The 12999-nt window shown below is 64.4% G+C and carries 13 protein-coding genes; 11 read left to right on the top strand and 2 right to left on the bottom strand.

Features of this window, described 5'->3' with window-relative positions; genetic code table 11:
* Nucleotides 1-24 precede the first annotated feature (24 nt).
* Complete coding sequence (locus LPW30_RS13375) at nt 25-1317, bottom strand: HlyC/CorC family transporter (RefSeq protein ID WP_239681110.1); 1293 nt, start codon at nt 1315-1317, stop codon at nt 25-27.
* A gap of 117 nt (nt 1318-1434) precedes the next feature.
* Entirely contained in the window at nt 1435-2256 is an 822-nt protein-coding gene (locus tag LPW30_RS13370; protein WP_025280702.1) for a cytochrome C assembly family protein, read from the bottom strand.
* Between the two features lie 168 nt (nt 2257-2424).
* On the opposite strand from LPW30_RS13370, the gene LPW30_RS13365 reads away from it, so the two are divergent.
* The 11 genes from LPW30_RS13365 (at nt 2425) to htpG (ending at nt 12825) form a co-directional block, all read left to right on the top strand.
* Nucleotides 2425-3192, top strand: a complete 768-nt coding sequence (locus LPW30_RS13365; protein WP_025280703.1) for an MBL fold metallo-hydrolase — start codon at nt 2425-2427, stop codon at nt 3190-3192.
* 34 nt (nt 3193-3226) lie between these two features.
* Nucleotides 3227-4588 carry a signal recognition particle protein gene (gene ffh / locus LPW30_RS13360; protein WP_026623660.1) on the top strand — a complete coding sequence of 454 codons (1362 nt, stop codon included), beginning with the start codon at nt 3227-3229 and terminating at the stop codon, nt 4586-4588.
* 122 nt (nt 4589-4710) lie between these two features.
* On the top strand, nt 4711-4971 hold the full coding sequence (gene rpsP, locus LPW30_RS13355) for a 30S ribosomal protein S16 (RefSeq protein ID WP_238625416.1): 261 nt from the start codon (nt 4711-4713) through the stop codon (nt 4969-4971).
* Nucleotides 4972-4990: 19 nt separating this feature from the next.
* Complete coding sequence (rimM, locus tag LPW30_RS13350) at nt 4991-5494, top strand: ribosome maturation factor RimM (protein ID WP_025280705.1); 504 nt, start codon at nt 4991-4993, stop codon at nt 5492-5494.
* Nucleotides 5495-5502: 8 nt separating this feature from the next.
* Complete coding sequence (trmD, locus tag LPW30_RS13345; protein WP_239681109.1) at nt 5503-6267, top strand: tRNA (guanosine(37)-N1)-methyltransferase TrmD; 765 nt, start codon at nt 5503-5505, stop codon at nt 6265-6267.
* Nucleotides 6268-6280: 13 nt separating this feature from the next.
* The gene (gene rplS, locus LPW30_RS13340; protein WP_090254252.1) at nt 6281-6628 is read left to right on the top strand and encodes a 50S ribosomal protein L19; all 348 of its coding nucleotides are present in this window, start codon (nt 6281-6283) and stop codon (nt 6626-6628) included.
* Between the two features lie 26 nt (nt 6629-6654).
* Nucleotides 6655-8460: a hypothetical protein gene (locus LPW30_RS13335; protein WP_239681108.1), complete on the top strand. Its 1806-nt coding sequence runs from the start codon at nt 6655-6657 to the stop codon at nt 8458-8460.
* Between the two features lie 4 nt (nt 8461-8464).
* Nucleotides 8465-8935 (top strand): methylated-DNA--[protein]-cysteine S-methyltransferase, encoded by a 471-nt coding sequence (locus tag LPW30_RS13330; RefSeq protein ID WP_239681107.1) that lies wholly within the window; start codon nt 8465-8467, stop codon nt 8933-8935.
* 212 nt (nt 8936-9147) lie between these two features.
* Nucleotides 9148-9951 carry a sulfur oxidation c-type cytochrome SoxA gene (soxA, locus tag LPW30_RS13325; RefSeq protein ID WP_239681106.1) on the top strand — a complete coding sequence of 268 codons (804 nt, stop codon included), beginning with the start codon at nt 9148-9150 and terminating at the stop codon, nt 9949-9951.
* A 27-nt stretch (nt 9952-9978) separates the two neighbouring features.
* Nucleotides 9979-10716 (top strand): sulfur oxidation c-type cytochrome SoxX, encoded by a 738-nt coding sequence (soxX, locus tag LPW30_RS13320; protein ID WP_239681105.1) that lies wholly within the window; start codon nt 9979-9981, stop codon nt 10714-10716.
* A 222-nt stretch (nt 10717-10938) separates the two neighbouring features.
* A complete protein-coding gene (gene htpG / locus LPW30_RS13315) occupies nt 10939-12825 on the top strand; it encodes a molecular chaperone HtpG (protein WP_239681104.1) in 1887 nt (628 codons plus the stop codon).
* Nucleotides 12826-12999 lie beyond the last annotated feature (174 nt).

Genomic DNA, 12999 nt, shown 5'->3' with positions numbered 1-12999 from the left:
TTCCGTGTGTCGCCGTGGGCGGAATCAAGGACTGGTGCTGTCCTGGCCCCCGGCCCTGGTGGGCAGGCGCGGGCTGACGCGCACGGTCTTGATGGCGTTGCTTTTCACGTGGACGATTTCGATGGGATAGCGGTCGATGAGTACGCTGGTATTGGCATCGGGGATCGTCTCCAGATACTCCAGCAACATGCCGTTGAGGGTGCGTGGGCCGTCCACCGGGAACCGGGACCCGAGGATGCGGTTGAGCTCCCGCAGGTGGATGGTGGCATCCACCAGATAGCTGCCATCCTCCTGAGGGAGTACTTCGGGCGAGACCGCGGACGGGTCTGTGGTGAACTCGCCCACCACCTCCTCCAGCAGGTCTTCCAGGGTGACCAGGCCTTCGATGTCGCCGTACTCATCCACCACCAGGCCGATGCGTCGCTGCTCGCGCTGAAAGTTGAGTAGCTGGCGATTGAGATTGGTGCCCTGGGGGATGAAATAGGGCTCGCGCAGGCTGGCGCGCAGCTGGGCTGCCGAGAATTCATGCCGGTACACCATGGGCAACACTCGCCGCAGGTGTATGAAACCCAGCATGTTGTCCACATTGCCCTTGAAAACCGGCAGACGGGTGTACTGGCTGTGGATGATCTGGTCCTCGATCTCTTCCCAGTCATCCTCCAGATCGATCCCCACGATCTCGTTGCGCGGCACCATGATGTCTTCCACGGTGGCCTTTTCCAGGTCCAGCAGGTTCACCAGCATGCGCTGGTGGCGGGCCGGGATCAGGCTGCCGGCCTCGTTCACGGCCACCCGCAATTCCTCACTGGACAGTGCCTGATGGGCACGGTTCTCGGCACGCACACCCACGGCACGCAATACGCCATTGGCCACGAGGTTGACGGTCCATACCAGCGGATAGGCCACTACCAGCAGGGGAGTGAATACATACGCGGCCGGGTAGGCCACGCGATCCGAGTGCAGGGCGGCCAGCGTCTTGGGGGCCACCTCGGCAAACACCAGCAAAGTGAGGGTGAGCAGGCCCGTGGCTACAGCCACCCCCACGTCGCCATACACCCTGAAGCCGATATAGGTGGCCAGCTGGGTAATCAGGATGTTGACGAAGTTATTGCCTAGCAGGATCAGGCCGATGAGTCGATCCGGCTTGTCCAGCAGTTTCTGGGCGCGGCGTGCACCGCCATGGCCCGCCTGCGCCATGTGGCGCATGCGATAGCGGTTCAACGCCATCAAGGCGGTTTCCGACCCGGAGAAAAAGGCCGAACAGATGAACAGCACCACCAGCACGGCAGCCAGTGCGCCTAAGGGAATATTTTCCAAGGTCGCTTCAGCACCTCAGGGGGAGGTTTCGCACCACCGGCATTACACGGAGACGCCGGCCGACCTGTCAAGGGCTGCCATTGTCCCCGTGTGCCTGGGCGAGGCGTGCGGGAGGGTTCAGGCGATGCCCAGCATCACTTCCATGACGAGCTTGGTGCCCACGTAGGCCACCACGAGCCAGGCAAATCCCATGAGCGTCCAGCGCACGGCCTTGCGACCACGCCAGCCGAAGCGGAAGCGCCCGAATAGAAGGATGGCAAACACCACCCAGGCGATGAGGGCAAACACCACCTTGTGGGCCAGTTGCTGAGCGAGGATGTCTTCCAGCACGAACAGGCCCGTTCCCAGTGCCGCGGTGAGAAAGATGAAGCCCCAGCCGATGATGTGGAACAGCATGGAATCCATCATCGACAGCGGTGGCAGCGCCCGGATCAGCCCGCCGGGACGATGGTTGTGCAGGCTGTAGTTCTGTAGGGCCAGCAGACCCGCCTGGATGGCGGCGATGGTGAGCAGACTGAAGGCGATCATGGCCAGCAGCATGTGGGCGCGCAGCCCGGGGTCGGCCACCGTGGCGGTGGGTGCGCCGCCGGCCAGGGCCATCTCCAGCGCTACGGTCACCCCGGCAAATGGCAGCAGGATGATGCCCAGCACATGGATGGGGTGTCGCAGTGACCAGACAAACAGGAACACGGCGATGATCCAGGCCGTCATCGATACAACGCTGAAGACCCCGATACCGAAGCCGTTGGCTCCGAACATGAAGTGGTAGAGCACCAGGGCGTGCAGGACGATGGCGGCGCCCCACGCGGAGAACAGCAGGAGCCGGCCCTTGTCCGAGGGCGGCTCCCCGCCGGCAGCACGGCGAAGCCGCTGCATCAGCAGGGCTCCACTCATGAAGTAGAACACGGTGGCGAGTAATCCGAAGGCGGCTACGAGCATGCGGGGATTCCAAACCTTAAATTTCGACCGAGAATCATTGCACAAAATCGGAGTCCGGTGAAGGTGCATGCGTCTCGCAACCTCTCCTTGGCTTGGTCAGCGCCTTTGCAGCCATGCTACGATCATGGCCCATGGCGTTCAGTGCCGCGGACGGGAGATGCGCAGACCATGGAGATCAAGGTGCTGGGATGCAGTGGCGGGATCGGCGCGGGTCGGCGCACATCGGCGCTGCTGGTGGATGATGACATCCTCATCGACTGCGGTACGGGGGTGGCGGATCTGTCCCTGGAAGCCATGGCGCGCCTGCGCCACGTATTCATTACCCACACCCATCTGGATCACATCGCCTGCCTGCCGCTGTTGGTGGATACCCTGTTCAGCCGCCTGCAATCCAGGCCCCTGGTGATCCATACCCGCTCCGATTGCATGCGCATCATTCATCACCACATCTTCAATTGGCAGATCTGGCCCGATTTTTTCGAGCTGCCGGAGCGTGAGCGCCCTGTGGTCCGTTTCGAGGAGATGGATGCTGCCCGCCCCCTGGATATCGAGGGTCGGCGGGTGCACATGCTGCCAGCCACGCATACGGTGCCGGCGGTGGGTTACCGGGTGGAGGATGACCGTGGCGCTTTCGCCTTCACCGGTGATACCACCAGCAATGACGATTTATGGACCGCCCTGAATGATCACGCAGGCCTGGACTTGCTGATGGTGGAATGTGCGTTCCCCGAGTCGGAACGTGACCTGGGGCGTCGTGCCGGCCATTACTGCCCCAGCCTGCTGGCCCAGGACCTGGTCAAGCTGCGGCACCGGCCACGGGTGGGCATCAGTCATCTCAAGCCCGGTGCAGAGTCCGAGACCTTCGAGGATTTGCGGCGGCGACTGCCCGAGCGGGATCTGGTGCGCCTCGGCAGCGGGGATGTATTCAAGATATAATCCGCGCCTTTACTGACGTTCCAGGCAGGTTTCCATGTTTGACAGCCTTTCAGATCGCCTTCAGGGCACTATCAAGCGCCTGCGCGGGCAGTCGCGACTGACCGAGGAAAACGTCCAGGAGACCATCCGGGAGGTGCGCAAGGCGCTCCTGGAGGCGGACGTGGCGCTGCCGGTGGTGCGGGAGTTCATTGCCCGGGTCAAGGAGCGGGCGGTGGGCCAGGAGGTGCTGGCCAGCCTGACCCCGGGGCAGGCCCTGGTGAAGGTGGTCAACGACGAGTTGATTGCCGTCATGGGGGATGGCAACGATGAAATCAATCTGAATGTCCAGCCCCCGGCGGTCATCCTCATGGCCGGTCTGCAGGGGGCGGGCAAGACCACCACCGTAGGCAAGCTCTCCCGCTGGCTGGCAGAGCGCAAGGACAAGAAGGTGATGGTGGCCAGTTGTGACGTCTACCGGCCCGCCGCCATCCGCCAGCTGCAGACCGTGGCAGGCGAGGTGGGCGCCGATTTCTTCCCCAGCGACGCGGGGCAAGACCCGGTGGATATCGCCAAGGCCGCTCTGGAGCAGGCCCGCAAGCAGCACCGGGATGTACTCATCATTGACACCGCCGGCCGGCTGCACGTGGATGCCGAGATGATGGACGAGATCCGGCGTCTGCATGAGGCTTTGGATCCTGCCGAGACCCTGTTCGTGGTGGACAGCATGACCGGTCAGGACGCTGCCAATACCGCCAAGGCCTTCAATGATGCCCTGCCGCTGACGGGGGTGGTGCTCACCAAGGCTGATGGCGACGCCCGTGGCGGTGCTGCCCTGTCGGTGCGGCACATCACCGGCAAGCCCATCAAGTTCCTGGGCATGGGGGAGAAGACCACGGCCCTGGAGCCCTTCCACCCGGACCGGGTGGCCTCGCGCATCCTGGGTATGGGCGATGTGGTGAGCCTGGTGGAGGAGGCCACCCGCCAGGTGGATCAGGACAAGGCGGAAAAGCTGGCCCGCAAGATCAAGAAAGGCAAGAGCTTCGACCTGGAGGACCTGCGGGATCAGTTGGGGCAGATGTCCAAGATGGGGGGTGTGAATTCCCTCCTGGAGAAGCTGCCCGGCACCGGGGATCTGCCGGATGCCATCAAGAACAAGGCCCACGACAAGGACATGGGCCGCATGGTGGCCATCATCAACTCCATGACCCCCAAGGAGCGTCGTCATCCCGAGATCATCAAGGGGCGACGCAAGCGGCGCATCGCCGCCGGTTCCGGCACGCAGGTGCAGGACGTGAACCGGCTGCTCAAGCAGCACATGCAGATGAGCAAGATGGTGAAACAGTTTTCCAAGGGCGGCATGAACAAGATGATGAAGTCCCTGAAGGGCCGCATGCCGGGCGGCCGCATGCCCTTTTGATCCCGAGATGGCAGGGGGCGCCCTGGCGCCCCTACTTGTGCCCGGGGGCGGCGTGTGTATAATGCCGCGTTTCTCCGGGGAAACCCCCGCTCGGAATACCTGACAAGCAGGGCTAAGCGCAGATGGTAACGATTCGACTTGCTCGCGGTGGCGCCAAGAAGGCGCCCTTCTACAAAATTGTGGTCACCGACTCCCGCAGTCGCCGTGATAGCGGCTACATTGAGCGCCTGGGTTACTTCAACCCGGTGGCGCGTGGCCAGGAAGTGCGTTTGCACATGGACAGCGAGCGCATGGAGCACTGGCTGTCCAAGGGTGCCCAGACCTCCGAACGCGTGGCCAAGCTGCTGAAGGAATTCCAGAAGCAGAACCAGGCTGCCGCCTAAGGCAGCACGGGGCAGGCACGTGGGCTCGGACCCGATTGTTGTTGGCCGGATCTCGGGCGTTCACGGCGTTCGTGGCTGGGTCAAGCTCTTCTCCGAGACCGACCCGCGTGATCGCATCCTGCAGTACGAGCCCCTGCTCATGGAGCGGAATGGGCAATGGCAGTCCGTCACACTGGAAGACGGACGCCCCCAGGGTAAGGGGGTGGTTGCCAAGTTTGCGGGCATGGACGATCGGGATGTGGCGGCGACCTATGTGGGCTGCCAGCTGGCCATCCGGCCGGAACAGCTCGAGCCGCTGCCCGAAGGCGAGTACTACTGGGCAGACCTGGTCGGCCTGGGAGTGGAGACAGTGGGTGGCATCTCCCTGGGTCGGGTGGAAAACCTGATCCAGACCGGTGCCAACGACGTATTGGTGGTTCGTGGCGACCGGGAACGCCTGATTCCGTACTTGCGGGGGCAGGTGATCCATGAGATCGACCTGGACGCCGGCCGGATGCGAGTGGACTGGGATCCGGATTTCTAGGATCCCCCATGCGATTCGATGTCATCAGCGTGTTTCCCGAATGGGTTGCTTCAGTGACTCATTGCGGTGTGACCGGGCGGGCCCGGGAGCGGGGATTGCTGTCCCTGCAGTGCTGGGATCCAAGATGCTTCACCGAGGATCGCCATCGCACCGTGGATGATCGCCCCTACGGCGGTGGTCCGGGGATGGTGATGAAGGTGGAGCCGCTGCGTCGCGCCATTCGCGCGGCTCGCGAGGCCGACCCCCGGCCGGCCAGGGTGCTGTTCATGAGCCCGCAGGGGCGCCCCCTGGATCAGGCCGCCGTCCATGAGATGGCCAGCCGGTCCAGGCTGATCCTGCTGGCGGGTCGCTATGAAGGCATTGATGAGCGCCTTGTCCAGCTGGAAGTGGATGAGGAATGGTCCATCGGTGATTATGTGCTGTCCGGCGGCGAGCTGGCAGCCATGGTCCTGATGGATGCCTGTGCCCGGTTGTTGCCGGGGGTCCTGGGAGGCGAGGATTCCGCCGCCCAGGACTCTTTTGCCACGGGCCTGCTGGACTGCCCGCACTACACCCGCCCGGAGGTGATCGACGGGCTGGAAGTGCCCCGGGTTCTGCGCAGCGGCGATCACGGACGGATCGAGCGTTGGCGTCGCAAGCAGGCCCTGGGGCGTACCTGGGAGCGCCGCCCGGACATACTGGCGCGTCAGGAATTGAGTCAGGCGGATCGCCGCCTGCTGGAAGAATATCAACGCGAGCATGCCGAGGGGCAGGCCGCGCCGAGCAGTGACTGACAGGGGTCAAACCATGAGTAACATCATCCAGCAACTGGACGCCGAGCAGATGAACCGCGAGGTGCCCAACTTCACCCCCGGCGACACCGTGGTCGTCCAGGTGAAGGTGAAGGAAGGTAACCGCGAGCGTCTGCAGGCCTTTGAAGGCGTGTGCATCGCCAAGCGTAACCGCGGCATCAATTCCGCCTTTACCGTGCGCAAGGTATCCCACGGCGAAGGTGTGGAGCGTGTCTTCCAGACCTACAGCCCGTCGGTGGCGGAGATCCAGGTCAAGCGTCGCGGTAAGGTGCGTCGTGCCAAGCTGTACTACCTGCGTGGTCGCACCGGCAAGGCCGCTCGCATCAAGGAAGACGTCAAGTAAGTCCGGCCCTCCTGGGTTACATCCGCATGGCTCGTTCAAAGCGTCCCGGCTTGCCGGGACGCTTTGTCGTGCGTGTGGTGACGGCCATGCCGCGTGGTCTGGTGGTGCTGTGTCTCCTGCTGGTATGCATCACGCCGGCACAGGCCGACCGGGTTGTCGACGAGGCCATGGCCATGGCCCGTGTGGGTGCTGCGGAACTGGCCCTGAACCTGCTGGCACGGGAGACGCCGGACCCCCGCGCCGAACCCGTGCGCTGGATGGAACGGGAGCAGGCCCGCATCGAAATCCTTGGCATGAACGGTCGCTGGGAGCAGGTGGTGGAACGCACCGCCCGGGTCCCGGTGGAGATGCCGGTGGACTTCGTCATCTGGACCCGCACCCGGCAGGCCCACGCCCTCGTCTCACTGGGGCGTGGTGAGGAGGCTCGCGATGTGTTGCGGCCCCTGATCTGGTTCGGCAGCCACAACGCCAGTGAGAGCTGGTTTCGGTCCTGGCGTCGACTGGTGGCCGAATCCTACATTCTCGACGACCGCCCCGAGGATGCCCTCACCGCCCTGCAGCGCTACCGCTTTGATTATCCCGATGACGTGGCGCGGGTGGCCCTGATGGAGGCCCGCCTGCTGCTGAGCCTGGGAAGGCCCCGCGAGGCGGTGGATGCCCTGGATGGCCGTGACGGTCATGAGGCCGATGCGCTGCGCCTGCTGGCCCGTCTGCGTGCTGGCGACCTTTCCGCCGCAGACTCCCAGGCGCGGGCCCTCGCCCGTGCCCGGGACGTGGGACGGGATACCCGGGACGGGGCCCGGTATCAGGCTGTGGCCGCACTTGCTGCCCGGTCCGTCAGTGACAGCGCCGAGGCTCTGGCCATCATGGAGCGCGCCCTGGCGTCCCAGCGATACCTGGGGGAGAGTGATGATGCCTTTCGCCTCTCTGCCGATCTGCTCTGGGAGCGCTACGCCCGACTGGGCGAGCGCGAGGCCAACCGTCGGCAGTGGCTGCTGGGTGATGACGCAGGTTGGTTTGAACGCGCCGCGCAACTGCAGAACCGCGAACCCCATCTGTCTCGCGGGCTGCTGGCCCTGGTGGCCTTGAGATCCCCTTCGGCTTCGGGCCGGGAACAGGCCCACCGTCACCTGGGCGAGCAACTGGTGCGGGTGGAGGGCCATGGCCAGGCACTGCTCCATGCCCTGTATCTGGGGGAAGGGCCTTTTGGCAGTCCCGAGCGGGTACCGGGTCCGGTACGGCACCTGCTTGTGGAGCAGGCCCTGGAGCAGGGGGATCTTGCGACCGCCTCGGCCCTCATGGCCGGTCTGCGCCGCCCTCCCGAGGGGGTGGACCCCTTCGACTGGGGCCTGCGCCGGGCCCGCACCCTCATCCTCAGCGGCCAGGAGCAGGCGGGTATTGACGGGCTCTATGACGTGCTCTCCGGTGTGCGTCGTCTGGATGCCGAGAGGGCCGACCGTTTCATGCAGGTGATGTTCGACCTGCAGACCGTGGGCCGCCACGACGAGGCTCTGAACCTGTTCCGGGCCCTGGCGCCCCGGCTGGCAGAGTCCCGGCAATTGCGCGAGTTGTGGTTCTGGAAGGCGGACTCCCATCGTGCCCTGGATGCCCATGAGCAGGCGGCACGCCACTATCTGCGCTCGGCCATGGCCGGCAACAGCACCGATCTTTGGGGCCTGAGTGCCCGCTTCCAGGCCGCGCAGTCCCTGGCCGATGCGGGCCTGGTGGACGATGCCCGGGCTCTGTACGAAGATCTGCTGGACCGGGCCACCGAGCCCGGCCGACGGATCATGCTCCGTCAGCGCCTCCAGCAGTTGCTGCTGGTGGAGTAGCCGGATGCCATCCCGGGCGGTGATCGACACCCCCCTGGGGCACATTGCCCTGACCTGGGATGACGACGGCCTGACGGCCCTGGATTATGTTTCCGACGCACCCGTCTCAACACCATCGCCCTCATCAGGCCTGGCCGCCGAGACCATCCGACAGTTGCGGCAGTATTTCCAGGACCCCGTCTTCGGTTTCGATCTCCCCCTGTCCCTCCGGGGCACACCCTTCCAGCAGCGTGTGTGGGCGGCCCTGTGCCGCATTCCCCCGGGCGCGCCAATCACCTACGGCCAGTTGGCTCGGCAACTGAACTCCGGCGCCCGGGCCGTCGGCGGTGCCTGCCGTTGCAACCCCCTGCCCATCATCATCCCCTGTCATCGGGTTATCCCCGCCCACGGCGGTCTGGGCGGCTATGGCGGCGCCACCCGGGGCGCCGGCCCTCGCATCAAGCAATGGCTCCTCGCCCACGAAAAAAATCTCTGATCCCCCGAGATGGCTCCTGCCCCCTTCTGAGCTGCCCATGAATCCACCCCCGCCTGTATAAGAAATTACTAATGGTTATGTCTTTATTCCATATCGATTGACATTTGCCAACGCTGGACGCAGTCTATGGCTGGGCGCTTCCATCACCACCCGGGCACAGGGGGCCGGAGGGACGCCACATGACCAGAAAAAAAGCGCGGAGGATTTGGAACATGTTCAAGCATGTGTTGATCGCTACGGCCTTGGCCGGGAGCGTGGTCGGGGGGGCGGTCGCGTCGGACTCGCCCTACCTCACCGGCCGGGAACAGCTCATGATGCTGGCCGATGACAACCCGGCAGAGCTCACCGAGTGGCGGGGGGAGGATCTGTATCATGAGCCCAGAGGGCCCAAGAACGTGTCCCTTGAGCAGTGTGACTTCGGCCTCGGCCCCGGCGTGCTCGAGGGGGCCTACGTGCAGATGCCCCGGTTCTTCGAGGACACCGGCCGGGTCATGGACCTGGAAAGCCGCATCATCCACTGCATGAAGACCCTGCAGGGCTTCACCGAGGATGACGATCCCGTTGCCCGCAAGCACTCATCGGATATGCGCGAGGCGGACCTGGTGGCCATCTACACCTACGTGGCGGCTCAGTCCAATGGCATGGCCTGGAACCCGCCCATGGATCACCCCATGGAGCAGCTCACCCGGGATGCCGGTGAGGTGCTGTTCCACCGCCGGGCCGGAAGCATGGACTTTGGTTGCGTGTCCTGCCATAGCGAACCCCGCAAGCGCATTCGCCTCTCGTTCCTGCCGGTGACCTCCAACCAGGAGGAGTGGTCCAAGGCGGTCTCCTGGCCCGCCTATCGCATCGGTCACGGGGTGGTGAGAAGTTCCCAGCACCGGGTGCGGGGCTGCTACTACCAGATGCGCCAGGCGGGTATCCAGTTCGGCTCCGAGGCGTCCGTCGCCATCATTTCATACTGGACCGACCAGGCCCGGGGCGGCGAGGCCACCCTGCCGGACCTGAAGCGCTGATCGGGAGAAGCCATCATGGGAATCAAGATGACCAAAGCAGGGTATGTGGGTGTGGCCGTTTCCGTGGCGCTGCTGGCCGGTTGCGCCCAGCCAGGGTCCCAGAACGACGAGAAGAGGGACTACACGGAGATGTCGGCCGAGGAATATGCCGAGTATCTGATCTTTGAATCGGGCAGCTTCAACCTGTCCCAGGAGGTGCAGGAGGGCGGCACGGCGCGGGAGCGCATGCAGCAGGATGAGCTGCAACGCCTGTGCAGCGAGACCCGCAACCGCCCCCATGGGGAGATCGCCACGCGCATCGTCTCCCTGGCCCGCCAGAGCTTCCAGTACCCGGAGGGCGGCATTCAACTGGGGGACTGGGAAAAGGGCCGCGAACTGGCCCGTAGTGGTTACGGTTTCCGTATCGGCCACAACTTTGATGATCCCGAACGCACGGTGGGCGGCAACTGCTATGCCTGCCATCAGATGGACCCGGAGGAGCTGGCCTACGGCAACCTCGGCCCCAGTCTGAGCAATTACGGCGAGTTGCGGGGCAATACCGAGGCGGTGCGGCGGTTCGTGTACGAGATGATCTACAACCCCCACGCGTATTTCCCGTGCACCTCCATGCCGCGCATGGGCTATAACGAGTTCATCACCCAGGATTCCATTTCCCACATCATGGCCTACCTGCTGGATGCCGAGTCACCGGTGAATGCCCGCAAGAAGGACCCGGATGTTGAAGTGGATCCGGCGGCCGCCCCGTCCGAGGGTACCGGTTTCTGATCCCTGGCAACCCCTGTGGGAGCGGGCCTTGCCCGCGAAGGCGGCAGGCGCAAAGCTTGGACAGGTCGCTGCTACCGCAGCGATTCGCTGGCAGGCCCGCTCCCACAAAAACCCCACAACTCGCCCGGTCCCCTCTGAAATTCACCTCACCCTCTTGAAATCCTCCCCACCCACCCCCATACCACTCCGCGAGTCAATTCACCTATCAACCGCGGAGCCCCCATGAGCGTCGACACGCACAAGGAAACCCGACAGTTCCAGACCGAGGTCAGCCAACTGCTGCACCTGATGATCAACGCGCTGTACTCCAACAAGGAGATCTTCCTGCGCGAACTCATCTCCAACGCCGCCGATGCCTGCGACAAGCTGCGCTTCGAGGCCCTCTCCGACGATGCCCTGATGGAAGGCGAGGGCGAACTGGGCATCCAGGTGGAGTACGACAAGGACGCCCGCACCGTGACCGTGCGCGACAATGGCATCGGCATGAGCCGGGATGATGTGATCAACAACATCGGCACCATCGCCCACTCCGGCACCCGGGAGTTCCTCAGCCGCCTCACCGGCGACCAGAAGAAGGATGCTCACCTCATCGGCCAGTTCGGTGTGGGTTTCTACTCGTCCTTCATCATCGCCGACCGGGTGACCCTCACCACCCGCCGCGCCGGCATGGGCGCCGAGCACGGCGTGCGCTGGGAATCCGATGGCAGCGGCGAGTTCACCGTGGAGACGGTGGAGAAGGCCGGGCGGGGCACCGAAGTGGTCCTGCACCTGAAAAAGGACGAGGACGAATTCCTGGATGAATTCCGCCTGCGCCACATCATCACCCGCTACTCCGATCACATCCCCCTGCCCATCGCCATGCGCAAGCGGGACGACGACGGCAAGGCCCTGGACGAGTGGGAGACGGTCAACCGGGCCTCGGCCCTGTGGACCCGCTCCAAATCGGACATCTCCGACGAGGAGTACAAGGAGTTCTATAAGCACGTGGCCCACGACTTCGAGGAGCCGCTCACCTGGACCCACAACCGGGTGGAAGGGCGCCAGGAATACACCTCGCTGTTGTACATCCCCAAGCGTGCCCCCTTCGACCTGTGGGACCGGGACCGTCGTCACGGCATCAAGCTTTACGTGCAGCGGGTGTTCATCATGGACGATGCCGAGCAGTTGATGCCCACCTATCTGCGCTTCGTGCGCGGAGTGGTGGACTCCAACGATCTGCCACTGAATATTTCCCGGGAGATCCTGCAGAATAACCGGCTGATCGACGGCATTCGCTCCGGTTCAGTGAAAAAGGTCCTGGGGCTGCTGGAAGACCTGGCGAAGAAGGATCCCGAGGAATATCAGACCTTCTGGGACGCCTTCGGCCGCGTCCTCAAGGAAGGTCCCGCCGAGGACTACGCCAACCGGGAGCAGATCGGTCGCCTGCTGCGCTTTGCCAGCACCCACACCGGCGAGGCCTCCCAGAACGTCTCCCTGGCCGACTACATCGGCCGCATGAAGGAAGGGCAGGACACCATCTACTACATCACCGCTGACAGCCACACGGCGGCCCTGCACAGCCCGCACCTGGAGGTCTTCCGCAAGCGGGGCATCGAGGTGCTGCTGCTCTCCGACCGGGTGGATGAGTGGCTGGTCTCGCACCTGCACGAGTTCGAGGGCAAGTCCCTCAAGTCCGTGGCCAAGGGCGACCTGGATCTGGGCGATACCGAGACGGAAGAAGAGAAAAAGGCCCAGCAGGAGGCCGAGGAACAGGTCAAGGACCTGCTGCCGCGCATCCAGGAGGCCCTGGGCGAGCGTGTCAAGGAGGTGAAGTTCTCCCATCGCCTCACCGACTCCCCGGCCTGCATCGTGCTGTCCGAGGACGAGATGGCCCTGTACATGCAGCAACTGCTGAAGCAGGCGGGTCAGAACCTGCCGGACACCAAGCCGGTGCTGGAGGTGAACCCCACCCACCGTCTCATCCAGCGTATGGGCGAGGAGACGGACGAGGCCCGGTTCAAGGACTGGTCCAGCCTGCTGCTGGATCAGGCCGTACTGGCCGAGGGTGGCCAGCTGGAGGATCCGGCGGGCTTCGTGAAGCGCCTGAACACCCTGATCACCCAGGGCTGATCCACGTTAACTCTCATGCATCAGGGTGGTGAGGCACCCCCGATGATGAGAGATACATTACGAGCCCCTCTCCCCTCAGGGGAGAGGGGTTGGGGTGAGGGGCGAGGACCGGCAAAGTGCCTCCCCGGGGGGGGGGGGGGGGGGGGGGGGGGGGGGGGGGCCGGGGGGGGGGGG

Source organism: Ectothiorhodospira variabilis, assembly GCF_022227625.1.
GTDB classification, from domain to species: Bacteria; Pseudomonadota; Gammaproteobacteria; order Ectothiorhodospirales; family Ectothiorhodospiraceae; genus Ectothiorhodospira; species Ectothiorhodospira haloalkaliphila.
The sequence above is the reverse complement of the archived record's forward strand: the minus strand, read 5'-3'. Positions and strand labels throughout refer to the sequence as shown.